The organism is Bradyrhizobium sp. USDA 4341 (genome assembly GCF_054063755.1).
Genome location: NZ_JBSSGO010000002.1, coordinates 1615248 through 1639259 on the forward strand (window position 1 = coordinate 1615248; position 24012 = coordinate 1639259).

The window sequence follows — 24012 nt, forward strand, 5'->3', positions numbered from 1 at the left end:
CATGCCCTTCATTGCACCCGTCGGCGCCGGCCTCACCGGCGCAACGACCATCCGTGTGACGCGGACGCGCGATTGCCTTCGACGGATGTCTCGACGCCGCGACAAAAGCCATCCCGAACCGGCGGGCGGCTACCATCCAACCAATGCGCTCTTCAACGCGCCGATCAAAGTCCGTTCAGCGTTCATCCGAGGAAAATGATGTCAGCCACCCCGCGAGCCAGAAACACCCCGATGTCAATGAAAACCGCGCTACGCGGGCTGCTGATCGCCACCGCGCTGGTATGGCCGGGCCTGTCTCACGCCAAGACGATCAGGGCAGTGATGCATTCGGACCTGCGAGCGCTCGATCCGATCGTTTCGTCGGCCTACATCACGCGTGACCACGGCTATATGGTTTACGACACGCTGGTAGCGATGGATTCCAGTTTCACGATCCGGCCTCAAATGGCGGACTGGAAGGTGTCCGACGACAAGCTGACTTACACGTTCACGCTGCGCGACGGCCTGAAGTGGCATGACGGAACGCCGGTGACTGCGGATGACTGCATCGCGTCATTGAAGCGCTGGGCCGCCGTCGACGGCATGGGCCAGAAGCTGATGGACTTCACCGCCGGCCTTGAGGCCCCCGACACCAGGACGATCGTGCTGAAACTCAAGGAACCCTACGGCCTGGTGCTGGAGTCGCTCGGTAAGCCATCCACGCTGGTGCCTTTCATGATGCCGAAGCGCCTTGCCGACACACCGTCGGATCGGCCGATCCCCGAGCAGATCGGCTCGGGACCTTTCAAGTTCGTCGCGGCGGAATTCCAGCCCGGCGTGAAGGCCGTCTACGAGAAGAACAAGGACTACGTGCCGCGCGCCGAGCCGCCAAGCTGGACCTCAGGCGGCAAGGTGGTGAAGGTCGATCGCGTCGAATGGATCACGATGCCCGACGTTCAGACTGCAACCAGCGCGCTTCAGTCCGGCGACATCGATTTCCTGGAGCGGCCGTCATTCGACATGCTGCCGATCCTGCAAGCCGACAAGGATTTGACGTCGCGCCCTTTGAGCGGCCTCGGCTTCCAGACCATCGGGCGGATGAATTTTCTTTATCCGCCATTCGACAACGTCAAGGTGCGCCGGGCTGCCATGATGGCGCTGAGCCAGAAGGACATACTCGACGCCATGGTCGGGGATCCGAAGCTCTATAAGATTTGCGGCGCCGTTTTCGGCTGCGACACACCGCTCGCCTCCGATCTCGGATCGGACTCTCTCGTCAAGGGCGGCGGCATGGCCGAGGCCAAGAAGCTGCTGGCCGAATCCGGTTACGACGGCACGCCGGTCGTGATGCTGGCACCGACCGATGTGGTGACCCTCAAGACGCAGCCCATCGTCGCGGCGCAGCTGCTGCGTCAAGCCGGCTTCCAGGTGACGGTCCAGTCCATGGACTGGCAGACAGCGAACATGGTCTTCGCAAGCCAGAAGCCGCCGAAGGATGGCGGTTGGAACATGTTCTTCACCAACTGGGGTATTGCCGACATCATGAATCCTGTCGTGAGCGCTCCCCTGAACAGCAGGGGTCGCAAGGGCGGATGGGTCGGCTGGCCGGACGACCCGCAAATAGAGAGCCTTCGCGATGCCTTCGCCCGCGCCGGCTCGCCCGAGGCCCAGAAGAAGATCGCGGCGGAGATTCAAGCGCGCGCGCTCGACGAGGTGACTTACGTTCCCTTGGGCCAGTATTTTGCGCCGAGCGTGTGGCACAAGGAGCTGACAGGCATGCTCGATGGTCCGGCCACGCCGCTGTTCTGGAACATCGATAAACCCGAGTAATCTCAACCCACATGATTCTGATCGACGCTGGCGGCTATCCGGGACAGGCCGAAGTCTCCAGCGGGCGATGAAACGAGAAACATCAGAGATATCGGGATGCCATCTGATGTCCCTTGTTTGGACTTTCCGACGCAGCAAGGTTTGATGCCATGTCACTTGATACCACGTACGATGTGATCGTCGTCGGCGGCGGCTCTGCCGGCGCTGCCATTGCCGCCCGGTTGTCCGAGGATCGAAAGCGGCGGGTGCTGCTGCTCGAAGCGGGCCTCGACTGGCGTGCCGATGAAGCACCCTGGGAGATCAGGACGCCCAACCCGATTCCCATCATTCACCGCCGGGAATTCCAGGAGAAGTGGCAGTGGCCGGACCTCCTGACCCGCCGCATCGCGGGGCAGGAGCCGCGCTTCTATTGGCGCGGCAAGGGGCTGGGCGGCAGCTCGATGATGAACGGCCAGATCGCCATTCGCGGCGTCGCGGATGCTTTCGACGAATGGGCCGCGCTCGGCTGCACCGGCTGGTCCGCGCGCGAGATCATGCCGTTTTTCTCGGACATCGAGGACGACGCGGAATTCGGCGACACCAAGGGACATGGACGCGGCGGACCGCTACCGGTCTATCGCGCGCCGCTAGCGACGTGGGGCCCGATTGATCGCGGCCTGCGCGATGCGGCGCTCGCCAGCGGCTATCCGTGGTGCGCCGACGTCAACGGCCCCGATGGCGAAGGCGTTGCCTGCTATCCGATCAACAGCCGCAACGGCCGTCGCATCACAACCAACGAAGGCTATCTCGAGCCGGCGCGTGGCCGCGCCAATCTGGAGATCCGTGGCAAGGCGCTGGTCGACCGGGTCCTGATCCGCGACGGCAGGGCGACCGGCGTCCGGGTCCATATCGACGGCCAGGGCACCAGCGAGATCGACGCACGCGAGATCGTACTGTGCGGCGGCGCCATCCACAGCCCCGCGATCCTGCTGCGATCGGGCATTGGCCCGGCGGAAGAGCTGCGAGCCATGGGGATCGCGGTCGAGCGTGATCTGCCGGTCGGCCGCAATTTCTTCGACCATCCGCTGTTTCGCATGACGATCCAGCTGCGTGAGGAGCTGCGGCCCACCGATCGGGACACGCGTCACACCAATTGCTGCGTGACATATTCGTCCGGTCTCGCCGACGGCGGCAAGCGCGATATGATCATGATCGGTTTCAACCATCGCGGTATCGGAAATCCCGGAGCGATCGGCGCAGGACTGTTCAATGCCTATTCGCGTGGTCAGCTGAAACTGGCTTCGCCCGATCCGATGATCGATCCGATCGTCGAGGAGAACATGCTGGCCGATCAACGCGACATGCTGCGCATGACCGATGCGGTGAAGCGGTTCGCCGTCCTGGCCACCCAGCCGGAACTGGCCGGCATATCGGACTGGATCCGTCTCGGAGATACCGAGCTGACCCTGCCAGCCGCCGCAGCCCTGCCAACAGCCGAGCTCGAGGCGGTGTTGCGACGGGAGACCGGCGATATCCAGCATGCAGCCGGCAGCTGCCGGATGGCCGGCGTCAACGATCCCGCGGGCGTGGTCAATCCCGACGGTACGGTGAAGGGCATCGGCGGCCTGCGGGTCGCGGACGCATCGATCATGCCGTCCGATTGCCGGGCCAATACGCACTTCACAACGGTTGTCATTGGCGAAGCCATTGCCCGGATGATGAGGTCATAAACCAGGCCGTCAACGCGCCTCTAGAGCATTTTCGGTTCTGATTGAATCAGAACCGAAGCTCTAGATTCTTGTCTTGACGCGTTTTCTTCACGCGAACCGGTGTCCACTTCGCTCGAAAACGCTCTGGCCGAGGCCGCCGCGGCTGCTATACCGGTTCGAGCAGCCAAAGCTCGGACAAGGCGCGGACGGACTCAATCGTGAAAAACCTTCTCACCGATATTGCCGGCGTCAGCGTCGGCCACGCCGACGACGCCGTGATTGCTTCCGGCGTCACCGCCATCCTGTTCGAGCGGCCGGCGGTGGCCTCGATCGATGTCCGCGGCGGCGGGCCGGGCACCCGCGAGGATGCGCTGCTGTCCCCGCATAACGTCGTCGAGGCGATCGACGCCATTACGTTGTCGGGCGGCTCGGCGCTCGGGCTCGACGCGGCCGGCGGCGTGCAGGCCTGGCTCGCCGAGCGCGGCCGCGGCTTTCGGATCCGCGATGCGGTGATCCCGATCGTGCCGGGCGCGATCTGCTTCGATCTGCTCAACGGCGGCAACAAGGCGTGGGGACGCTTTCCGCCCTATCGCGATCTCGGCTATGCGGCGGCGAATGCCGCCTCCGGCAATTTCGAGCTCGGCAGCGTCGGCGCCGGCATGGGCGCGACCACCGCCACCCTCAAGGGCGGCCTCGGCTCGGCGTCGGCCGTCACCGACGACGGCGTCAAGGTCGCGGCGCTCGCGGTGGTCAACGCGGTCGGCAGCGTCACGGTCGGCAGCGGCCCGTGGTTCTGGGCAGCGCCGTTCGAGGTCGGCGGCGAGTTCGGCGGTCGCGGCCTGCCGTCCGCGTTCACGCCGGACATGCTGAAGCTGCGGCTGAAGGGCGGCGCGGACGCCACCGCCGCCGAGAACACCACGCTCGTCGTTGTCGTGACCGATGCGCAGCTGACCAAGCCGCAGGCGAAGCGCCTCGCGATGATCGCGCAGACCGGCATGGCACGCGCGATCTATCCGGTGCACGCCCCGCTCGATGGCGACGTGGTGTTTGCCGCCGCCACCGGCGCAAAGCCGGTCGATCCGCTGTTCGGCCTGACCAAGCTCGGCGCGATCGCCGCCAACACGGTGGCACGCGCCATCGCACGCGGCGTCCATTCAGCCACCGCCCTGCCCTTCCCCGGCGCGCTGCCGAGCTGGCAGGACGAATTCGGTTAGGTCAGCGCTCTGCCGGTTCTGCCGTCATTGCGAGGAGCGGTAGCGACGAAGCAATCCATCTGTCCACGTGTGCGGACAGATGGATTGCTTCGCTTCGCTCGCAATGACGGCTAGGAGCAAATCCGAATTAAGCGCTGACCGACAGTGACGACGAGGCCTGGGCCGAGATCGCCTGCGACTGGCGCTGGATCAGCTGCTCGATGAAATTGTAGGACGAGGTCGCGTTGCTGCCGGCAGAGGACGAGGTCGCGCCGCTGGTGGTCGACGACGTGGCCGCCGACGTCATCGACACCTTGGAGCCGTCGGCATAGGTCGTCGTCGTCGTGGTCGAGCCGTCGCTGTTGGTCACCGACGTAGAGGTCGCGCCGTTCAGCGCCTGCATCAGCGGATCGGAGCTCGATCCGCCCGAGCCGCTGCTGGCGCCGGATCCGTCGGTCGAGCCGCCGGCCGCGTGGTGATGGTGATGGCCGCCGCCCTTGTGGCCCTGCAGCGCCTGCGACATCTCGTCGAGGCTGACGCTGCCGTCGCCATTGGTATCGAGCTTGGAGAACACGTCGTCGGCCTGCGCGGTGTTGGTACCGCCGGCGCCGAGCGCCTTCTCGAATTCCGCTTTGGTGATCTGGCCGTTGCCGTCGGCGTCGATCTGCGAGAACAGGTCCTTCAGCGCATCGGACCGGCTGGTCGGAGCCGTGCTGGTCGAAGCCGTGGTCTGCGACTGGCTCTGCGCGTCGAGCAGCGCGCTCATGGTCAGCGGCGAAATCTGCGTTGAGCTGCTGCTGCCCGAGCCTGTGCCCGTGCTGCTGCTGGTCGATGTCGAGCTATCGGTCGAGGCCGAGAACAGCCCGGTCGACTGATTTCCCTGCGTGGAGCTGCCGGTCTGTGTCGTCGACTTCGACGACATCAGCGAGCTCAAAAGATCGATGGCGGATGACGCAGCGCCAATGGCAAATAACATGGCAATACTCCAACAAGGCCGCGCATGGCGGCTCAAACGCTTGCCAAAGGCGCAGCAAGCGGCGTGCCATGGCAAAAACCCAATAAAACCAGGCCTTGGCGCATCATGCAGGTTCCGCGCACCCGGCAAGAGCTGCCGCCGGCGGCAGAATTTTCCGGCTCCGAGGCGCGGTCCGCTCGCATTGCCCGCCACGCGTCCGCGTGTTAGGCGGGATCACCCGTCGCCCCCTGAAGCCTTTCGGAACTGCGCTATGACTCAGTCATTCACCCCGCGTCCCCTCGTCATCGCCCCGTCGATCCTGGCGTCGGATTTCTCAAAGCTCGGCGAGGAGGTCCGCGCCGTCGACCAGGCCGGCGCCGACTGGATCCATCTCGACGTGATGGACGGGCATTTTGTGCCGAACATTTCCTATGGCCCGGATGTCATCAAGGCGATGCGGCCGCACACCAAGAAGATCTTCGACGCCCATCTGATGATCTCGCCCTGCGATCCCTATCTCGAGGCGTTCGCCAAAGCGGGCTGCGACCACATCACGGTGCATGCCGAGGCCGGCCCGCATTTGCATCGCTCGCTGCAGGCGATCCGCGCGCTCGGCAAGAAGGCCGGCGTCTCGCTCAATCCGGCAACGCCGGCGAGCGCGATCGAATATGTGCTCGACCTGATCGACCTGGTGCTCGTGATGTCGGTCAATCCCGGCTTCGGCGGCCAGGCCTTCATCCGCTCGGCGATCGGCAAGATCTCTGACGTCAGGGCGATGACAGCGGGCCGCCCGATCGACATCGAGGTCGATGGCGGCGTCGCGCCCGATGTCGCGGGCCAGCTCGCCGCCGCCGGCGCCAACGCCTTTGTCGCCGGATCTGCCGTCTTCAAGGGCGGCACCGTCGAGGCCTACAAGACCAACATCGCCGCGATCCGCCATGCCGCGGCCGAAGCGCGCGGCGAAGCGATCTGATCAAAACAGCGTGGGCGGCGTGACCGCGGCACTGGCCGCTGGGTCCGCCGCGCCGTCTTCAGCGTCCGTCGCCGGCGTCAGCCGCGACGGCCGCACCACGGTCACCGTGCACGGCGCTTCCCCGGCGACCTTGGCGGACACGCTGCCGAGCAGCGCGCGCCGCACCGAGTTCTGCCGCGCGCCGATGATGATGTGGTCGACCAGATTGACCGCGGCGAATTCCAGGATCGCGGCGGCGGGATCGATCGCCTCCAGCACATGCACGGTCAACCGTCCCTCCTCGAGCCTGAACGGCCGCGCCCAATGCTGGAGCGCCACCAGGCGGTCGACATGCTTGTTCTGGCCCTGCTCGTCATGGGTGCGGTCGATCGCCAGGCGATTGAGCCTCAGCACGTTGACGCAGGCGAGCCGCGCCGACGGCGACGTCGACAGCACCTGCTCAGCGGTGACGCGGATGGTCTCGTTCAGCGCCTCGGTCCCCTCGCCGAGATCGAGCGCAACGGCAACGATCGGGCTCGAGGCGAGCTGCGCTGCGACATCGGACTTCGGCTGCGGCGGCGCCGCGCCGAGATTAAAGCGGCGGCGCCAGACTGTGCCGAACGGATCGCGGTTCTGCCGCTGCGCCCGCGCCGTCAGCTTGACCTGTTCGGGATGGCCGAGATCGAACGCAAGCTGCGCGGCGGTCGGATAGCGCGCCACTGGATCGATCTCCAGACAGCGCAGCACGATCTCCTGCAACCACGGCGGATAGTCGGGCATGAGCTTGCGCGGCGGCGTGGGATCACGCCACAGCCGCCGGCGCATGCCGCGAAGGCTCTCGGTCTCGCCGAACGGGCGGACGCCGGTGGTGAAGAAATAGAGCAGCACGCCGAGCGAAAACAGGTCGCTTCGCGGATCGTCGCGCACGCCGAGCAGGCGCTCCGGCGCCATATAGGGCGCGGTGCCGTAAGGCAGGCGAAACTCCTCCTGCAACAAATCGGGCAGATGCTGGTGATGCGAGAGGCCGAAATCGATCAGCACCGCCTCGCCGCGCTCGCGGAACATGATGCTGCTCGGCTTGATGTCGTGATGGATGACGTTCTGCCGGTGCAGGTTGGCGAGCGCGCTGGCGACCTTGCCGCCGATCACCCTCGCCTCCTCATACGGCAACGGCAGCGCGTCGAGCCGCTTGTAGAGCGTCTGGCCGGGGATGCGCTCCATCACCACATAGGCCTGGCGCTCGAAATCGCCGGTGCCGAAACAGGCCGGCACGTGCGGCCCCGACAGCCGCGGCAGGATCATCTGCTCCATCTCGAAGCTGACGATCGCGGCCGGATCCTCGCCCTCCGAGGTGAGCGGCACCTTCATCAAAAGCGGCACGGTGATGCCGGGATGGGTGACGCTCCACAACGTCGCCATGCCGCCGCGATGCACGCGCTCGCCGATGGTGAAGCCATCGATCTCGGCACCCGCCTGCATCGTCAGCGCCGCCATCGGCATTACCTGCCGATCGAAAGACGATCGGCGAGCCAGAGCGGCAGGCCGTTGGCCTTGATCCGCGCGGCGGCGGTCGCGACGTCGTAGGGCACGCGGTGATAGGTGATCTCGCGGCTTGCGGTGTCGAACATCGCAAACGATGCCGCGGGATCGCCGTCGCGCGGCTGGCCAACCGAGCCGAGCACGGCGAGCCAGCGCCGCCCCGTCAACAATTGCACCGCGACGCCCGCGGTCGGAACGAAGCTCGTCATCTTCGCAGTCGAGGACATCGAGTAGAGGCCGGGACGATGGATGTGGCCGCAGAACGTGATCTGCAATTCGGTTGCCATCATGCTGCGCGCGGCGTCGGAGGTGTCACGGACGTAGCGCCACTTCACGGGGTCGGACGCCTCGGAATGCACGTAGAGCCGATTGTCCTCTTCGCGCGACATCGGAAGCTCGGCGAGGAACTCCTTCTGCCCGGCGCTGAGCCGGTTGCGGGTCCAGTCGATCGCGGCCTGCGCATCGGCATTCATGCTGTCGCTCGGCACGCCGATCGCATTGTCATGGTTGCCGCGCACCGCAATCGCGCCCTTGGCCACGAGGTCCATCACCGTATCGACGGCCCATTCGGGATCGGCGCCGTAGCCGACGATATCGCCGAGGCAGATCAGCCGTTCGGCGCCGCGCGCACGCGCAGCATCGAGACAGGCCGCGAAGGCCTGCCGGTTGGCGTGGATATCCGCAAAGAGCGCGAGCCGCATCGTCTTCCGCAGCAGTTGGCCTCAAGGGAGCGAGCCTGATCTTGACCGCCATCAAGCACAAGCGGCCTCCGGCTCGCAATCGGGCAGAAGGCGGCATCTGGACGCCGTGAATTCGGGAGGGGAGCAAGCTAGTCTGCCATGCCCGTGTTGAAGCGACGAAGCAGGGCCGTGAAGAGGCGTAGATCCGCCTCGCTCCAGCCATCGAGACGACGGCGAAAGACCTCGCCCTTGTGCTTGATCGCCGCGCGCATCTTGTTCGAACCCTGGTCTGTGAGGGACAGTAAAACTCCGCGCTTGTCGGCTGGATCGGGACGAGACTCGACGATTCCGGCTTGCTTGAGCTGCCCAACCAGGCGGCTGGTCGCGCTTCGGTCCATGGCCAACGCGTCCGCCACATGGCTCGCCTGGGCAGGCCCGAACGCGTGAAGCCACTGGATGATGTGATAGGCCGCCGGCTGCAGATCGGCGTCGAAGCTGGCGGCCATTTCAGCCGCGACTGCGCGGGACGCGCTCAGCAATGCATTGAGCTGTTCGCCGAGCGACAGCCAGAGCGGCGGCATCTCATTGATTTCGTTCTCAGCTGAGGGCGCCATGGCGCCGGGCTGCCTTCCATTCCTTGGCGCTACGGATATGATGGACATATATCCATTATATCCGTGCGGTGTCCATGCCCGATATTCCTGCCCCCATCATCGTCATGACTGGCGCCACGAGCGGGATCGGACGCCTGGCTGCGACCGAGATGGCCGGTCGAGGCGCACATCTCGTTTTGATCGCCCGCTCCGAGGTCAACGCCGAAGCCACGCGAAAGGCAATCGGGCGGATCGCACCGCAGGCGCAGATCGATTTTCATCTTGCGGACCTGACGCGTTTGAAGACGGTTGCCGCTGCCGGCCGGACGATCGCCGCGCGATATGACAGGATCGACGTGCTGATCAACAACGCCGGCATTCACGCCTTCGCGCCGCGGACCACGATTGACGGCTACGACGAAATGATGGCGGTGAACTACCTCGCGCCCTGGCTGCTTACGAGCGCCCTGCGCGAGACGCTGATCCGCTCGGCGCCTTCGCGCATTGTGACCACGGCATCGGAAGCATCCCGCCATCACGCAATGGTCGAGCTGACGGGTGATATGTTCGCGCCCACGCAGTTTTCCCGTTTGGGATCCTCAAGGATCTACGGACGGACGAAACTGCTGGACATCATGTTCTCGCTCGAACTCGCGAGGCAGTTGGAGGGAACGGGGGTCACAGCGAACTGCCTCGACCCGGGCTTCAACGTCACCGGTCTGGGGCGGGAGCTGCGCTTTGCTCCGATCCTCGAACGAATCCTGACGAAGCTTAGGATTGGCGATCCCCGTCGGGGCGCGGACATCATCGTCCGCCTTGCTCAGGACGCAGAGTTCAGAGCCGTCTCGGGTGGGTATTTCTCCGTGAAGGGCGCAAAGCCACTGAAGCCTGCGTCACCCGCCGACGACCCTGATGTGCGGCGGGCCTTGTGGGCAGTCACCAAAGACGTGCTCTGAGTGATCCCCTCATGCATGTGAGTCCTTGCGGTTGGAAGGACCTATCGCGTACCGCTGCCTCGCACGGTCCGGCTGTCCACATGCCAAAGCATCGTCGCTTGTTTCTGCGGCAGTGTGCCCTTCGGAGACGAGCTAGGGCTTGCACGCCCGCACGCCCCGCAGCAGCAGGGCCATCAGGGCGTCGATCCGCGCCGGACATTCCGGCTTGGCCCACTCCTCGGCATGCGCCGGGTGGTGGTAGCGGACGGTTGCGTCGAACACGGCTCGCGCGGTCGCCTTCACATTGTCGACCTCGAACACGCCCTGCGCGACACCGTCGGACAGGATTTTCGCGATCAGATCGACCTGCTTGTCCTTGTAGGCTTCCACCACCTCACGCGCGTCCTGCGCGAGTGCGAGGTAGGTCGCGAACATCTCGGGATCGTCGCAGACCTTCTTCTGCTTGATCGTGAAGGCGGTGCGCAGCCATTTCTCCAGCCGTTCCGGCGCAGGGCCATCGCTTGCCGCGAGCTTGCACAGCGGCTCGTTGGCGCGGTCGAGCCAGCGCTTGGCCACCGCGTCGCGGAGCGAGGCCTTGCTGGGGAAATGGCGGTAGACGCTGCCGTGGCTGACATCCAGCGCACGGGCAACGTCGACAACGGTGGCCTTGGCGAGCCCGAAGCGCCTCAAAACATCCTCGGTTGCTTCGAGGATCCGCTCGGGTGTCAAAACCACCGCCTCGTTCATGCGTTTACCGTCTGGTTATCGCTGTCCTGCCCGCGGCTGAACTTGGCGGCCTGGGCTGCCAAATGGCGGGCGACGCGAAGGTTGAGCCACTGTTGAATCTGGGCGGTCAATTGAAAGATTTCTATCGTCATGGAGGTAGTCCTTCGAGGTAGTCAAATTAAGTACGGCTCCCCCGGCCAAACGCCGGAACAGCCACTGGGCGCCCTCCTCCCTTGGGCTGTTGAGTATATACACCATCCCGCTGACAGATTTCAATATCTGTCAGACAAACTTTGCGAGATGACAGCTATGCGGTCCGGACGGGCCCACCGGGCCCCTGCGGCCCGGCCGTATGGCGCGCTACACCGTTCCGTGAGAAGCGGCGCGATCAGCAGGTCCGGTGCCTATGTCTCGCTACGGCACCCCCGGGAGAGGCCCGTATGGATCGTCCAATGACCTTCAAGGAGATCGCCAAGATCACCGCGGGCGCGGTGGTCTCGCTCGTCATCGTCGGGTGGCTGATGGTTCTCGCGATCGCATTCCTGACGGTGCTCTGAGGCCACCTCACAGCACCGGAACCTCAAGTGTTGGAATTGGCTCCGGAATCGAAAGGGGCCGCTTCACGCAGCGGCCCCTTTGCCGGGAAAATGGCTTGGGGATGAAATCTAGCCCCGGTTGACCCAAGACTACACGGTTCAGGGAATTGAGGAATTCCGGATGACTACTGTCCACCCGGCTGACCGATTATTGGCGATCCCTATTTTTATGCCATCCGCGTGTCGGTGCGCATCCATCTATTGCTGCTCGTCCTTGGGCGGCATTCGGGGCGGTGGCAGCGGCGTGAAGACCGATCCTTGCGCACCCGCCGGCGGTGGCACGAAGGTCCCGGTCGTGGAATCGCCGCCGGTGGTCTCCAGAATCGTCTTCGGCGTGATGTACTCCCTGACGAAATCCATGATGGTGCCGTCGCCGCCGCCGAAATCGGCTGCCCGTCCACCCTGCGGATGCCCGGCCTTGATCTCGTTGTCGGCCGTGTGGGTCTGCTCGGCCAACGCGTCGCTGTAGGGAATCCGGAAGGCGCGCGGCACCGCGCTCGGCCGGTTGTCTTCATCAAGCTCCTCAACCCAGAGATAGATCGAGCCCGGATCGCCCTCCAGCGAATGCGGCTCCACGATCCGCGTCGACAGCAGCTTGAAGTTCGCCGGCAGCCTTTCCGCGGAGGCCCAGCCGAGCAGGCCGCGCATCCCGCCGAAGCTGACGAAATAGAACGCGCTGGTCACGACGATGACGACAGCCTTCAGCGACCAGTGCAGCCGCGCGTAGACCAGCACGATCAGGAGCAGCGCACCGACCGCCGCGTAGGCGACCGCAAGCGTGAGAATGACCGACTGCAGACTAATCACGACGCATCCTCACCCCGGTCTTCGGGTCTAGATCGGCGCCGTTGGCGTGGACGTTACGAAACGTCTCCAGCAGCGATTTCGGCCGCTGGTCCACGTTGATCACCTTGCCCTCAGCGTCGATGCGAAACCTGACCGCGGTCTTCTCGTCGCCGGTGTGAGTGACGGTCAGCTTGTCGTCGAAGATCACCTGCGCCGTCGGGTTGAGCTTCTGCACCTTCACATTGGCCTGCACCGGCTCACCGGTCGTCGCCTGGAAATGCGAAACGTTGACGGTGTATTCGCCGGCGACGATGCCGCGCAAGGTGACGATCTCCTCGCGGATCGGCGATGCGATCTTCTTGCCGTTGACCACGATGAAGTCGTTGGCGCCGCCGCGATCGTCGCGATCGAGCGTCAGGAAGCCGGCCTCGCGATGCCGGTACCAGGCGATGTTGCCGGCCGGGTCCTGCACGAACAGGTCGAGATCATCGGGATGGTTGTCCGGCCAGTCCATCGTGATGATGAACTCCGCCTTGGAGTCGATCTTGCCTTCCTTGGAGTCCGGCGACACCGCAAGCAGTGCCAGGAAGAACAGGAAGGCGATCACCTGCAGCGCCTTGAACAGCATGACGCCGAGCGGGTCGAACGGCTCCTCGCGCGGATAGAGCCCGAACTCGTCCATCATGGCGGCGTTCCAACGGGCGTACCAAGGCGGCGTTCCAGGGCCGGGGTGACGTGCGTCTCGGTCAGCACGACCGCATCGGAGAACACCCGCTGGGTCGCGGAATCCAGCATGTAGTACTGGATCCGGACCAGGATCGATCCGATCAGCCCGGCCAGCGTCGTGTACATCGCGACCGCCATGCCGTCGCTCATCAGGCCCATCGACGATTTCATCGCGACCTTGTCGGCGGCATCGAGGGAGGCGATCGGCGCCAGCATGATGATGAAGCCGATGATGGTGCCGAGCAGGCCGAGCTTCATCAGCGTGTCGGAGACGAAGGCGCCAAACCCGTTCGACCCGCGCAGGCGATCCGCCAGCGTCCGCAGCAGCAGGGTCTGGTCGATGCGGCCCTTGGCTTGCGCATCGGCCTTCTGCACCAGACTCTTGATGTGATCGGTGACGAGGCCACCGGGCAGGCCGCGCGCATCCGATGCCAACACCTTGGCGCCATCGGGCGCGGCGAGGATGGCGCGGCAGCCGCGCGCGACCTCCCCTTCCCGCGCAATCGCCCGTGTCCGCCAGAAGCAATGGATGCAGGTGACGATGTAGAGCACGGCGATGACGCTGGAAATGTAGGTACGGTCGGAACTGACCATGAGGCGGATCAGCCCGTAGCGCCACAGTAGGAAGGCGGCGAACGCCGAAAGGCCGGTGAAGATCATCCAGAGCAACAGGACGCTGCGCTCCGCCGCATCCGTGCCGGCCGATGCGGCGGCGGCGCCGACCTTGGCATTCATGCTGCGTGAGCTCCCTGTGACGATTGTTCCATGAGGCTCCGCGACGGCCTCGCCTCCCGTTAGAGCAGAGCCGGCGGGCGCCGTCCAAAGACATCTGCCCAAGTTTCGTCGGGCAAATTTCCCGACCTGCATCGCTGGGCATGCTTGCACTTGCCGGGAACGGGGTTGCTGTTACGCTTCCCCCTCTTTCTGGATCGTGCTCCGGCCGTGGAGTGATCGCATGCGCCTCGTGCTTCAACTGGTCGCCCGCCTGCTCGTCATCGTCGCGCTGTGCCTCGGCGCGGCTACCGTCTGGGCCACGATCGATGCCTATCGCAGCGTCGATCGCGCCACGTCGGCCTCCGCCGAGCGGGTCTCGCAGGCGCTTGAAGCATTGTACTGGCGCGAATTGCTGCTGCGCAGTAACCGGATGCGCGAGCAACTGCTCCCGGCGCCGGACTGGCGCACCATCGAAACCATGGGACTGATCGCGCCGGGGATCTGCGTGCAGTTCGAACCGGCCGGCGCCTTCGAGAAGCCGCTCTGCGGCCAGAGCAAGGGGATCGGCAAGGCGCCGCCGCGCTGGTTCGCGGCCTCGGTGCAGACGGTGCTCGGCGAACACGCCACCGTCGAGCGGCCGATCAGCGCCCGCACTGCCACCGCCGGCACCGTCCGCGCCGTCTCCGATCCGGACGCCGCGATCGCGCTCGCCTGGCAGCACATCCTGGACAACATCCATGTCGCGCTCCTGATGGCGCTCGCCATCGCGCTGCTCGCCTCGCTGGCGATCGCGCATACTCTGGCACCGGCGCACTCGATCGTCTCAGCGCTGCGGCGCATGGCCGACGGCGAGTACCGCACGCCGCTGCCGCGCGTCCGCTCGATGGATCTCGCGATGATCGGACGCGCCGTCGGCGATCTCGGCGACCGCCTCGCGCAGGCCGAGGAAGAGCGCACGATGCTGACGCGGCGGCTGCTCGAAATCCGCAGCGACGAACGCCGCGCGCTGGCCCGCGAGCTGCACGACGAGTTCGGCCAGAATCTCACCGCGATCCTCGCCTTCGCCACCACGATCGAGGCAAGCGCCGGGGACAAATATGCCGCCGGCACCGAAATTGCGCAGGATGCACGGATGATCTCGCAGGCCACGCGCCGCATCATCGCCTGCCTGCGCGATACGTTGAACCGCCTGCGCCATCCGCCGGCCGAGGAGCTCGGGCTGGAGGCAAGCCTGGTCGATCTGGTCGACAGCTGGCGATCGCGCACGACGCAGCCGATGATCCAGCTCGATCTGCAGGGCGATCTGGCCGACATCAGCGGCACGGTCGCAGCGACCGCCTATCGCATCGCGCAGGAGTGCCTGACCAATGCGCTGCGCCACAGCGCCGCGCGCGAGATCGTGCTGCGGATCGAGCGGCGGACCGGAGCCGAGAACGCGCTCTTGGTGCGGGTCGAGGACGATGGCGGCGGCGATGCCGTCAAGGTGGCGCAGTCGGCGGGCTTCGGCCTCACCGGCGTGAGCGAGCGCGTCGCAGCGCTCGGCGGCTCGCTGTCGATCGCGCGTGCCAGCCGCGGCCTCTCCGTCGCTGCCACGATCCCGCTCGCCGCCTGAGATGACGACCGTGTCGACGACAACTGTAAAGACTCGGGGCATCTCGATCCTGCTGGTCGACGATCATCCCGTCGTCCGTCAGGGCTACCGGCGCGTGCTCGAGCATCAGGACGATTTCCGCGTGGTCGCCGAGGCCGACAACGCCGCCAATGCCTATCGCGCGTTCAAGTCGCACCAGCCCGATGTGGTGGTGATGGACATCTCGATGCCCGGCGCGAGCGGACTGGAAGCGATCCGCAACATCCGCGCGCGCGATGCCGACGCCCGTATCCTGGTCTTCAGCATGCACAGCGAGGCCGCCCAGGTGAAGGCGGCGTTCGGCGCCGGCGCCAGCGGCTTCGTCACCAAGGGCAGCGAGCCGGCGGAGCTGATCGCGGCGATCCGCTCAGTGGCGCGCGGCGAGCATGCGATGAGCGACGACATCGCCCGGGTGCTCGCGCTGGAGAGCCTGGCGCCGGCCAAATCGGCGCTCGACCAGCTCGGCGAGCGGGAGATCGAGATCCTCCGGCAGTTTGCGGCAGGCCACACCAAGGAACAGATCGCTGTAAACCTCAACCTCAGCACCAAGACCGTGCAGAACTACCACTATCTGATCAAGGCCAAGACCGGCATGCGGACCGACGCCCAGCTGGTCCGCCTCGCCGTCGAATGCGGGCTGGCGAATTTGTAGCCGCCTTGTAGCTCGGGTGAGTGCAGCGACACCCGGGATCGGCCCGCGATGCCCCGGATATCGCTTGCGCTCATCCGGGCTACCGCCACCACGCCGGCTATTTTGGCCGGTTTTCCGCACTATATTCCCTGTGCGTGGCCCCGCCCCGCTCGATTCGGAGTGCGCAATGATCCCCCGATATACCCGCCCGGAAATGGCTTCCATCTGGGAGCCGCAGACGCGTTTCAAGATCTGGTTCGAGATCGAGGCGCATGCCGCCGACGCACTGGCCGAGCTCGGGGTGATCCCCAGGGAAGCCGCCAGGACGATCTGGGCCAAGGGCAAGGACGCCACCTTCGACGTCGCGCGGATCGACGAGATCGAGCGTGAGACCAAGCACGACGTCATCGCCTTCCTGACTCATCTCGCCGAGATCGTCGGCCCCGAGGCGCGCTTCGTGCACCAGGGCATGACCTCCTCCGACGTGCTCGACACCTGCCTCAACGTCCAGCTCAAGCGCGCTGCCGACCTCTTGATCGCCGATCTCGACCGGGTGCTGGCGGCGCTGAAAACGCGCGCCTTCGAGCACAAGATGACGCCGACCATCGGCCGCTCCCACGGCATCCATGCCGAACCGGTCACGTTCGGCCTCAAGCTCGCCTATGCCCATGCCGAGTTCGCGCGCGCCCGCGCCCGCCTGGTCGCCGCGCGCGACGAAATCTCGACCTGCGCGATCTCCGGCGCGGTCGGCACCTTCGCCCAGATCGACCCGCGGGTCGAAGAGCACGTCGCGAAAGCGATGGGCCTGCGGCCGGAGCCGGTCTCGACGCAGGTGATCCCGCGCGACCGCCACGCGATATATTTCGCCACCCTCGGCGTGATCGCCGCCTCGGTCGAACGGCTTGCGGTGGAAGTGCGCCATCTGCAACGTACCGAAGTGCTGGAAGCCGAGGAATTCTTCTCCGAGGGCCAGAAGGGCTCGTCGGCGATGCCGCACAAGCGCAACCCGGTGCTGTCGGAGAACCTCTCCGGCCTGTCGCGCATGGTGCGCGCCTATGTGACGCCGGCGCTGGAGAACGTCGTGCTGTGGCACGAGCGCGACATCTCGCACTCCTCGGCCGAGCGCATGATGGCCCCCGACGCCACCGTCACGCTCGACTTCGCGCTGGTCCGGCTCGCCGGCCTGATCGAGAAGCTGCTGGTCTATCCGCAGAACATGCAGAAGAACCTCGACCGGCTCGGCGGCCTGGTGCATTCGCAGCGCGTGCTGATCGCGCTGACCCAGAAGGGCGCCAGCCGCGAGGACGCCTACAAATTCGTGCAGCGCAACGCGATGCCGGTCTGGCGCGGCGAAGGCGACTTCCAGACGCTGCTGAAGCAGGACGCGGACGTGAAGAAATACCTGACGGATGCCGAGATCGAGGAAAAATTCGACCTCGGCTATCACCTCAAGCATGTCGACACGATCTTCCGGCGGGTGTTCGGGGAGAGCTGAAGACCTCGTAGCCCGGATGGAGCGAAGCGAAATCCGGGAATCGTGCCGCGGACGCAGACCCCGGATTGCGCTGGCCTCCATCCGGGCTACGGGCCGCGGATTCGATGCCATTCCCGCGTGACAAGTCGGCGGGTTACGCTACGCTGCCCAGCCAACCAAAGCTCACAAGAAACGGACGCTCCCTATGCCCATCGTCAATCGCGTTGCCGCCCTCTCGGATGAAATGGCCGCCTGGCGCCACGACTTCCACGAGAACCCCGAACTGCTCTACGAGGTCCACCGCACCGCCGGCATCGTCGCCGACAGACTGCGCGAGTTCGGCTGCGACGAGGTGGTGACGGGGATCGGACGCACCGGCGTGGTCGGCGTGATCCGCGGCCGCAAGTCCGGTTCGGGCAAGACCATCGGGCTGCGCGCGGACATGGATGCGCTGCCGATCGCCGAGGCCTCGGGCGTCGCCTACGCCTCCAAGATCCCCGGCAAGATGCACGCCTGCGGCCATGACGGCCACACCGCGATGCTGCTCGGCGCCGCGAAATACCTCACCGAGACCCGCAATTTCGACGGCACCGCGGTCGTGATCTTCCAGCCCGCCGAGGAAGGCGGCGCCGGCGGCAAGGCGATGGTCGACGACGGGCTGATGACCCGCTGGGGCATCCAGGAGGTCTATGGCCTGCACAACATGCCCGGCCTGCCCGAGGGCTATTTCGCGACCACGCCCGGCCCGATGCTGGCCTCGTCGGACACCTTGAAGATCGTCGTCCACGGCAAGGGCGGCCACGCCGGCGCCGCCCCGCACGAGGCGGTCGACAGCGTGCTGATCGGCGCCCAGATCATCAATGCTTTGCAATCGATCGTGTCGCGCAATGTCGATCCGCTGAAATCGGCGGTCATCTCGATCACCATGTTCGAGGCCGGCGCCGCGTTCAACGTGATCCCGGAGACCGTCACGCTGGGCGGCACCGTGCGCACGCTGGATCCCGGCGTGCGCGATCTGGTCGAGCGCCGGATCGGCGAGGTTGCTTCCAACATCGCCAAGGCCTACGGCGGATCGGCGGAGACGGACTATGGACGCATGTATCCGGTGACGCTGAACCATGAGCGCGAGGCCGGCATCGCCGCCGAGGTCGCCCGCGATGTGGCCGGCGCCGACCGCGTCAACGACAATCTGGTGCCGGTCATGGGCGCCGAGGATTTCGCGTTCATGCTGGAAGCGCGCCCCGGCGCGTTCGTCTTCCTCGGTATGGGCGACGGCCCGATGTGCCACCACCCGGCCTACAAGTTCAACGACAACATCCTCGGCCACGGCGCCTCGTACTGGGTGCGCCTGGTCGAGAAGCAGATGCCGGCGGGTTAGCACCGCCCACGCGCCATTGACGAACATGACGCCGGTCGCGATCAATTCGCGCCGGCGTCATCGTTTTCACGAGCGCGGCTGCTGTTGCGACATGCAGTGAATGCCGCCGGCTGCAGCGATGCCGTGACTTGGCGCGTGAGCCTAACGAGCGCCGTCGACCTCGCCCGCTCCCATCATCCGCGCGGCGACCCGGTCGCGCTTGACGAAATGATGGAACGCGACCGCGGCAAGGTGCAGCACGATCAGTGCGAGCAAGACGTAGGCGAAGAAGATGTGGCGGTGCTCAAAGGCATCCGCCGCCGCCTTGTCGGGCGAGGTGATCTGGGGAACGTGGAACAGGCCGAAGAAGCTCGAATAGTCCTGGTCGCGGGATCCGGAATGCGCCCAGCCCAGCATCGCCACCAGGATGGTAACGGCATAGAGCGCGCCATGGTTGACGCGGGCGGCGATCCGCTGCCAGGCGGGCATGTCGGCCGGCAGCGCCGGCGTCGGATTGACGCCGCGCCAGACCAGCCGCAGCACGGTCAGCAGCAGCACCAGATAGCCGATATCGGCATGGATCGACCGGTAGAAGAACTTGTCCGCCCGTGCCGGGAAGTGGTTCATCCACCAGCCATAGGCCAGCATGCCGATGATGGTGATGCCCAGCACCCAGTGGAACGCGCGGGCGAGCGCGCCCCAGCTCGCGGTCGTATTGCGGATCATGGTCGAGTTGCCCCGTTTGGATTTCGCACGTCGCAGCAATAGTTTGCCGTGATACTTGCAGGGATGGGTCAAGGCCATATGAAATTCCCGCCTTCACCGCCTTTTGTCGGCCGCAGAGGCCGGATAGCCAAACAACTGAATGGTAACCCTGCTTCGGATAGACTTTTCACCGTGTCCAGTCCCCCGACCATCCTCGTCTTCGATTCCGGCCTCGGCGGCCTCACGGTGCTGCGCGAGATCGTCCGCGCCCGGCCCGACGCGCACTATGTCTATGTCGCCGACGACGCCTTCTTCCCCTATGGCCACCACACCGAGGACGAGATCATCGCCCGGGTGGTGCCGCTGGTCGGCGAGCTGATCGAGACCCACGCGCCCGACCTCGTCGTGATCGCCTGCAACACGGCATCCACCCTGGTCATGTCGCATCTGCGCGACGCCTACCGCCTGCCCTTCGTCGGCACGGTGCCCGCGATCAAGCCGGCCTGCGCCTCGTCGAAAACCAGGCGCGTCTCGGTGCTCGGCACCAGAGGCACCGTGAAGCGCGAATATACCCGCAAGCTGATCTCGGATTTTGCACAGGGCTGCGAGGTGACGCTGGTCGGCTCAGGTGAGCTGGCTTCGCTCGCCGAAGCCGCGCTCAGCGGCGACAGCGTGCGCGACGAGGACATCGCGGCCGAGCTCGCGCCCTGCTTCGTCGGCGATGGCGCCAATGACCCCGCCCGCACCGACACCGTCGTGCTCGCCTGCACGCATTATCCGCTGCTGCTGGAACGCCTGACCAGGCTCGCGCCCTGGCCGGTCGACTGGATCGATCCGGCGCCCGCGATCGCCCGCCGCGTCGCCGATTTGCTCGGTCCTGCCGGCATGGAGAGCGATGAGGCCGGCGCCGAGATGATCTTCACCTCGAAGCGCCCGCACAGACTGACAGAAGCGCTGACGCCGTTCTTCGGCGGCCGTGTCCCGGCCTGATCCTTTTCGCCGTCACCATGTGCTGCTAGCTTCCCCTCGCCTCATCGAGGGAGCACTCCATTGACCTCAGCACCGCTGACGCCGCTCAACCGCCTGCGCAAGGCGTGGCGCGACAAGCGCCCGACCTTCGGCGCGATCGCGACCATTCCGAGCATCCAGACCGTGCAGATCATGGCGCAGTCGCTGGACTGGATTATCGTCGATCTCGAGCACGGACCGATCGATCTCGGCACCGCGCATGCGATGATCGTGGCCACGTCAGGGACGCCATGCGTGCCGATGGTGCGGATCGCCGCCAACGAGCCGCACCTCGCCAAGGCGCCGATGGACATCGGCGCGCTCGGCATCAACTTCCCGATGATCTGCAATCGCGGCGACGCCGAGAAGGCCGCGCGCAGCGTGCGCTATCCGCCGAAGGGCGACCGGCTCTGGGGCCCGTTCCATGCGCCGTTCCGCTGGGGCGTCTCGATGAACGACTACATGGCGACTGCCGACGACGACATGATCTGCATGATCACGATCGAGCATGTCGATGCCGTGAACCGGATCGACGAGATCATGGCGACACCCCGGCATCGACCTCGCGGTGATCGGGCCCGGCGATCTCGCCACCTCGATCAACAAGCGCGGCCTGCCCGACGATCCCGAAGTGGTCGCGCTGATGCAGCGCGCCGAAGAAGGCATCATGAAGAGCGGCGTGCCGATCGGCGGCGTCGCGCGCACCGCCGAGCAGGCCAATGCGATGATCGAGCGGGGTTACCTCGCGCTCGCGCTCGGCTTCGACTGGTCGCTGTTCCAGCGCGGCATCGCCGCCGCGTTCGCCGGGATCAAGCGGTAGGCGTGACGCGTGGCTGACCACGCGCTTCGCGCGCTCACCTGCCGACGAGCGGGTTCCAATCACGTCATCGAGGAGCCACGGCCGACGCTCAGCGTCGTGCCTTCAGCATCGTGCCTGTGGGTGAGCATGGCAATTGCCGAAACAGCTTGTAAGCCCCGCGTAATCAAGGCCGCATGATTCCACGATAGCCTGCGCTATTGGATGAACGGACTAATCCCAATGTCGAAACCGCAGATCACACAACGCTTGCTTTCCGCCGCGATTCCGCGCTGCTAGACTTTCGCGCCTTGGGAGGAAAATGCATGTTCAGGAACTTGCTGCTCGGTCTTACCGTGATTGCCTTTGCCGGTGCCGGCGCTGCCTTTGCGCAGCAGAGCGGCATCAAGCGGACACCGCTGCAGAAGGTCGACTTCCCGGCGGGCTACAACACGGTCACGGCGATTGCCGAGGTTCCAGCGGGGGGTGCGTCGGGTCGTCACAGCCATCCCGGCGCTGAAACCGGCTATGTGCTCGAAGGCGAGCTGGAACTTGTGATCGACGGCAAGCCGCCGCTGAAGCTGAAGGCAGGCGATTCCTACCAGATCCCGGAAGGTGCGGTGCACGATGCCAAAACTTCCGGCGACAAACCGCTCAAGGTGCTAGGGGTCTACGTGGTCAAGGCCGGCGAGCCCTTGGCCAAACCGGCACCGTAAGCCGAACCTGTTGGCTTCCGACCAGTTGGTTCATGTTGGCTTCAGGTGCGGCGAGCAACCATTCGAGCTCGCCGGGCCTTTGATTTTTGCCTGATTGCAGGGATATGAACCGAACAGATGCGCGGTAAATTTCGTCGGATTTCATTGCCGCGCCGTTCGTCGCCGATCTGATGTACGCGTCCGCCGGCGTGCCGTTCGTCTCCCTGACACGCTCGCTGAACGTTCGTGCGGTGGTCGAGGCCCGCGCACGCGCGGCGCAGGCGCCGGGCTGGGCCTCGATCTTCGTCAAGGCATTCGCGCTGGTCGCCAAGACCGAGCCGACCCTGCGCACGCTGCACGTCAAATGGCCGTGGCCCTGCCTCTACGAATTGCCGCGCAGCGTCGGCATGGTGGCCGTTGCGCGCGTTGAGAAGGGCGAGGATTGCGTGCTGTTCGAGCGCGTCTGCGCAGCCGACGAGATGGCGCTCGGCGATGTCGATGCGCTGATCCGGCGCGCCAAGACCGCGCCGCTGCACGAGATCCCTTCATTCCGCAAAACCCTCTGTGTGACGCGCCTGCCGTTTCCGCTGCGCCGCCTGGCATGGGCGATCGGGATGAATTTCGGCCGGCAGCGCGCCAATTTCTGCGGCAGCTTCGGCGTGACCTCGGTCGCGGCCTACGGCCCGGACGAATTGCATGCGCTGAGCCCCGGGCCATTCCTGCTGAGCTATGGCGTGATCAAGCCGGACTTGACCGTCGATGTGGTGCTGCGCTGGGACCATCTGGTCTGTGACGCCGCGCTGATCGCCAAGACCCTGACCCGGCTCGAGCAGGTGCTCAGCGGCGAAATCGCCGCGGAAATGGGCGCGATCCGGCCGCAAGCCGACGCCCGGCCGGTCCGGGCCGCCGGAACCCGGCTTTGAGCGGCGAAAGGGACCGATTTTGACGCCGATTCGGCCCAAATCGGCCTGCGTTTTGTTTGACAGAGCCGGACTTTCTCCTTAAGACCACCCTTGCTCGCGGGCCGGTTTCGGCCCGCGATGCGTTTCGCGACCCGTGGTTCTCCCCGAGCTTTCGAGGCGGACCTGTCGGTACGGGCCTTTTGGCCGGTACACAGGAGGGCGCGTCTCCTCAAACCTGAAACTGACAAAACGCCGGGCGCTTCGTGCGACGGCTATCAAAGAGGACGCGATGACAAAGCGCAGTGAGGCGAAGTACAAGATCGATCGCCGCATGGGCCAGAATATCTGGGGCCGCCCGAAGAGCCCCGTGAACCGCCGCGAATACGGCCCCGGCCAGCACGGCCAGCGCCGCAAGGGCAAGCTCTCCGACTTCGGCGTTCAGCTGCGCGCCAAGCAGAAGCTCAAGGGCTACTACGCCAACATTTCCGAGCGCCAGTTCCACGGCATCTATGTCGAAGCCAGCCGCCTGAAGGGCGACACCGGCGAGAACCTGATCGGCCTGCTCGAGCGTCGTCTCGACACCGTGGTCTACCGCGCCAAGTTCGTCGCCACGATGTTCGCCGCGCGCCAGTTCATCAACCACGGCCACGTCAAGGTGAATGGCCGCAAGGTCAACATCGGCAGCTACAAGCTGAAGGTCGGTGACACCATCGAGGTCAAGGAAGCCTCCAAGCAGCTCACCCCGGTGCTGGAAGCCGCCCAGCTGCCCGAGCGCGACCTGCCCGACTTCCTCGAGGTCGATCATGGCAAGATGACCGCGAAGTTCGTCCGCATCCCGGCACTCGGCGACGTGCCGTTCCCGGTGCAGATGGAGCCGCATCTGATCGTCGAATTCTATTCGCGCTGATCACAGCACGCATGC

At 65.5% G+C, this 24012-nt stretch carries 22 protein-coding genes and 2 pseudogenes; 14 read left to right on the forward strand and 10 right to left on the reverse strand.

Annotated elements, in window-relative coordinates:
* Positions 1 to 198: 198 nt before the first annotated feature.
* The 3 genes from ACVIGB_RS13670 (at position 199) to ACVIGB_RS13680 (ending at position 4711) form a co-directional block, all read left to right on the forward strand.
* Complete coding sequence (locus tag ACVIGB_RS13670; RefSeq protein ID WP_456722301.1) at positions 199 to 1809, forward strand: ABC transporter substrate-binding protein; 1611 nt, start codon at positions 199 to 201, stop codon at positions 1807 to 1809.
* A gap of 149 nt (positions 1810 to 1958) precedes the next feature.
* Complete coding sequence (locus tag ACVIGB_RS13675; protein ID WP_456722300.1) at positions 1959 to 3518, forward strand: GMC family oxidoreductase; 1560 nt, start codon at positions 1959 to 1961, stop codon at positions 3516 to 3518.
* A 197-nt stretch (positions 3519 to 3715) separates the two neighbouring features.
* Positions 3716 to 4711 carry a P1 family peptidase gene (locus tag ACVIGB_RS13680; RefSeq protein ID WP_456722299.1) on the forward strand — a complete coding sequence of 332 codons (996 nt, stop codon included), beginning with the start codon at positions 3716 to 3718 and terminating at the stop codon, positions 4709 to 4711.
* 127 nt (positions 4712 to 4838) lie between these two features.
* On the opposite strand, the gene ACVIGB_RS13685 is transcribed toward ACVIGB_RS13680, so the two are convergent.
* Positions 4839 to 5666, reverse strand: a complete 828-nt coding sequence (locus ACVIGB_RS13685) for an EF-hand domain-containing protein (RefSeq protein WP_456722298.1) — start codon at positions 5664 to 5666, stop codon at positions 4839 to 4841.
* A 250-nt stretch (positions 5667 to 5916) separates the two neighbouring features.
* Between ACVIGB_RS13685 and rpe the strand changes: the two genes are divergently transcribed.
* Positions 5917 to 6618 (forward strand): ribulose-phosphate 3-epimerase, encoded by a 702-nt coding sequence (gene rpe, locus ACVIGB_RS13690; RefSeq protein WP_342728189.1) that lies wholly within the window; start codon positions 5917 to 5919, stop codon positions 6616 to 6618.
* Here rpe and ACVIGB_RS13695 read toward each other — a convergent pair whose 3' ends face one another.
* The 3 genes from ACVIGB_RS13695 to ACVIGB_RS13705 all read right to left on the reverse strand — a co-directional run bounded on the left by ACVIGB_RS13695 (position 6619) and on the right by ACVIGB_RS13705 (position 9430).
* Positions 6619 to 8091 carry a serine/threonine protein kinase gene (locus ACVIGB_RS13695; protein ID WP_456722297.1) on the reverse strand — a complete coding sequence of 491 codons (1473 nt, stop codon included), beginning with the start codon at positions 8089 to 8091 and terminating at the stop codon, positions 6619 to 6621. It abuts the gene before it with no gap.
* Between the two features lie 5 nt (positions 8092 to 8096).
* Positions 8097 to 8837, reverse strand: a complete 741-nt coding sequence (locus tag ACVIGB_RS13700) for a metallophosphoesterase family protein (RefSeq protein ID WP_456722296.1) — start codon at positions 8835 to 8837, stop codon at positions 8097 to 8099.
* Between the two features lie 128 nt (positions 8838 to 8965).
* Positions 8966 to 9430, reverse strand: a complete 465-nt coding sequence (locus tag ACVIGB_RS13705) for a MarR family winged helix-turn-helix transcriptional regulator (RefSeq protein WP_456722295.1) — start codon at positions 9428 to 9430, stop codon at positions 8966 to 8968.
* Positions 9431 to 9504: 74 nt separating this feature from the next.
* Here ACVIGB_RS13705 and ACVIGB_RS13710 point away from each other — a divergent pair, with 74 nt between their 5' ends.
* Positions 9505 to 10365: an SDR family NAD(P)-dependent oxidoreductase gene (locus ACVIGB_RS13710; RefSeq protein WP_456722294.1), complete on the forward strand. Its 861-nt coding sequence runs from the start codon at positions 9505 to 9507 to the stop codon at positions 10363 to 10365.
* Positions 10366 to 10497: 132 nt separating this feature from the next.
* Here ACVIGB_RS13710 and ACVIGB_RS13715 read toward each other — a convergent pair whose 3' ends face one another.
* The 5 genes from ACVIGB_RS13715 to ACVIGB_RS13735 form a co-directional block, all read right to left on the reverse strand.
* Positions 10498 to 11091: a TetR family transcriptional regulator gene (locus tag ACVIGB_RS13715; protein ID WP_092115283.1), complete on the reverse strand. Its 594-nt coding sequence runs from the start codon at positions 11089 to 11091 to the stop codon at positions 10498 to 10500.
* The gene (locus ACVIGB_RS13720) at positions 11088 to 11222 is read right to left on the reverse strand and encodes a hypothetical protein (RefSeq protein ID WP_256375171.1); all 135 of its coding nucleotides are present in this window, start codon (positions 11220 to 11222) and stop codon (positions 11088 to 11090) included. Before ACVIGB_RS13720 ends, ACVIGB_RS13715 begins: the two co-directional genes overlap by 4 nt.
* Before the next feature lie 642 nt (positions 11223 to 11864).
* Positions 11865 to 12473 carry a hypothetical protein gene (locus ACVIGB_RS13725; protein ID WP_092115284.1) on the reverse strand — a complete coding sequence of 203 codons (609 nt, stop codon included), beginning with the start codon at positions 12471 to 12473 and terminating at the stop codon, positions 11865 to 11867.
* The gene (locus ACVIGB_RS13730; RefSeq protein WP_092115285.1) at positions 12466 to 13137 is read right to left on the reverse strand and encodes a hypothetical protein; all 672 of its coding nucleotides are present in this window, start codon (positions 13135 to 13137) and stop codon (positions 12466 to 12468) included. The genes ACVIGB_RS13725 and ACVIGB_RS13730 overlap by 8 nt, the downstream gene beginning before the upstream one ends.
* Positions 13134 to 13913, reverse strand: coding sequence for a MotA/TolQ/ExbB proton channel family protein (locus ACVIGB_RS13735; RefSeq protein ID WP_092115286.1), 780 nt, complete (start codon positions 13911 to 13913; stop codon positions 13134 to 13136). The genes ACVIGB_RS13730 and ACVIGB_RS13735 overlap by 4 nt, the downstream gene beginning before the upstream one ends.
* Positions 13914 to 14133: 220 nt before the next feature.
* On the opposite strand from ACVIGB_RS13735, the gene ACVIGB_RS13740 reads away from it, so the two are divergent.
* The 4 genes from ACVIGB_RS13740 (at position 14134) to ACVIGB_RS13755 (ending at position 19005) form a co-directional block, all read left to right on the forward strand.
* Positions 14134 to 15504 (forward strand): sensor histidine kinase, encoded by a 1371-nt coding sequence (locus ACVIGB_RS13740; RefSeq protein ID WP_092115287.1) that lies wholly within the window; start codon positions 14134 to 14136, stop codon positions 15502 to 15504.
* Between the two features lies 1 nt (position 15505).
* Entirely contained in the window at positions 15506 to 16174 is a 669-nt protein-coding gene (locus ACVIGB_RS13745) for a response regulator (RefSeq protein ID WP_092115288.1), read from the forward strand.
* A gap of 166 nt (positions 16175 to 16340) precedes the next feature.
* Complete coding sequence (gene purB, locus ACVIGB_RS13750; protein WP_456722293.1) at positions 16341 to 17648, forward strand: adenylosuccinate lyase; 1308 nt, start codon at positions 16341 to 16343, stop codon at positions 17646 to 17648.
* 184 nt (positions 17649 to 17832) lie between these two features.
* Complete coding sequence (locus tag ACVIGB_RS13755) at positions 17833 to 19005, forward strand: M20 aminoacylase family protein (protein WP_456722292.1); 1173 nt, start codon at positions 17833 to 17835, stop codon at positions 19003 to 19005.
* Between the two features lie 141 nt (positions 19006 to 19146).
* Here ACVIGB_RS13755 and ACVIGB_RS13760 read toward each other — a convergent pair whose 3' ends face one another.
* Positions 19147 to 19710 (reverse strand): cytochrome b, encoded by a 564-nt coding sequence (locus ACVIGB_RS13760; RefSeq protein ID WP_456725182.1) that lies wholly within the window; start codon positions 19708 to 19710, stop codon positions 19147 to 19149.
* 171 nt (positions 19711 to 19881) lie between these two features.
* Here ACVIGB_RS13760 and murI point away from each other — a divergent pair, with 171 nt between their 5' ends.
* The 5 genes and pseudogenes from murI to rpsD all read left to right on the forward strand — a co-directional run bounded on the left by murI (position 19882) and on the right by rpsD (position 23997).
* Complete coding sequence (gene murI / locus ACVIGB_RS13765) at positions 19882 to 20679, forward strand: glutamate racemase (RefSeq protein ID WP_456722291.1); 798 nt, start codon at positions 19882 to 19884, stop codon at positions 20677 to 20679.
* A gap of 60 nt (positions 20680 to 20739) precedes the next feature.
* Positions 20740 to 21517: pseudogene (locus tag ACVIGB_RS13770) on the forward strand (HpcH/HpaI aldolase family protein).
* Between the two features lie 302 nt (positions 21518 to 21819).
* Positions 21820 to 22209 (forward strand): cupin domain-containing protein, encoded by a 390-nt coding sequence (locus ACVIGB_RS13775; protein ID WP_092115293.1) that lies wholly within the window; start codon positions 21820 to 21822, stop codon positions 22207 to 22209.
* A gap of 117 nt (positions 22210 to 22326) precedes the next feature.
* Positions 22327 to 23111, forward strand: a pseudogene (locus tag ACVIGB_RS13780) (acyltransferase).
* 268 nt (positions 23112 to 23379) lie between these two features.
* Positions 23380 to 23997 (forward strand): 30S ribosomal protein S4, encoded by a 618-nt coding sequence (gene rpsD, locus ACVIGB_RS13785; RefSeq protein WP_092115295.1) that lies wholly within the window; start codon positions 23380 to 23382, stop codon positions 23995 to 23997.
* Positions 23998 to 24012: the final 15 nt, after the last annotated feature.